This is a genomic window from Aeromicrobium phragmitis, from assembly GCF_003674095.1.
In the GTDB taxonomy this organism is placed as follows: Bacteria; Actinomycetota; Actinomycetes; order Propionibacteriales; family Nocardioidaceae; genus Aeromicrobium; species Aeromicrobium phragmitis.
Genome location: NZ_RDBF01000040.1, coordinates 1 through 613, shown reverse-complemented (window position 1 = coordinate 613; position 613 = coordinate 1). Strand labels below are relative to the sequence as shown.

1 pseudogene is annotated in these 613 nt (G+C 64.6%); it reads left to right on the top strand.

What is annotated here, in order from left to right:
* A pseudogene (locus D9V41_RS17905) lies at nt 1–613 on the top strand (ATP/GTP-binding protein); the annotation flags it as partial.

Below are 613 nucleotides of genomic sequence, written 5' to 3'. Positions count from 1 at the left end.
GCCACGAGGGCATCCCCGTCCTGGGTGATCTGCTGAACCTGATTCGTTCGGCCCCGGACGAGCTGCGGCAGATGGCTCTCGATCGCGGGGAGCTTGATCGCTACCGCGCCACCACGCAGGACCTTGAGGCGGCTCTGATCGCCTTGGTCGACGATGATCGTCTCGGCGCGCTGTTCAACACCCAAACCACAGAGACGATGGATCTGAGCCGCCCGGTTGTCTTTGACGTTTCGAGCCTGAACGACGAGGACGACGCGATCAAAGCTGCGGTACTCATGTCGTGCTGGTCGGCCGGCTTCGGTGCCATCAACGTCACCCATGCTCTCGCCGATGCCGGTCTTGAACCGCAGCGACGATTCTTCGTGGTGCTCGATGAGCTTTGGCGGACGTTGCGCACTGCCCCTGGCCTGGTCGATCGCGTCGACGCGTTGACCCGGCTCAACCGCCAGTGGGGCGTCGGGCAGGCGATGATTTCGCACACGACCGACGACCTCAAGGCGCTCCCGAGCGCTGAGGATCGTGCCAAGGCCCTCGGATTCGTCGAGCGCGCCGGTTTCGTCGTCCTCGGTGGCGTTCCTTCCCGGGAGGTTGACGCGCTGTCGGCGGTCATCAG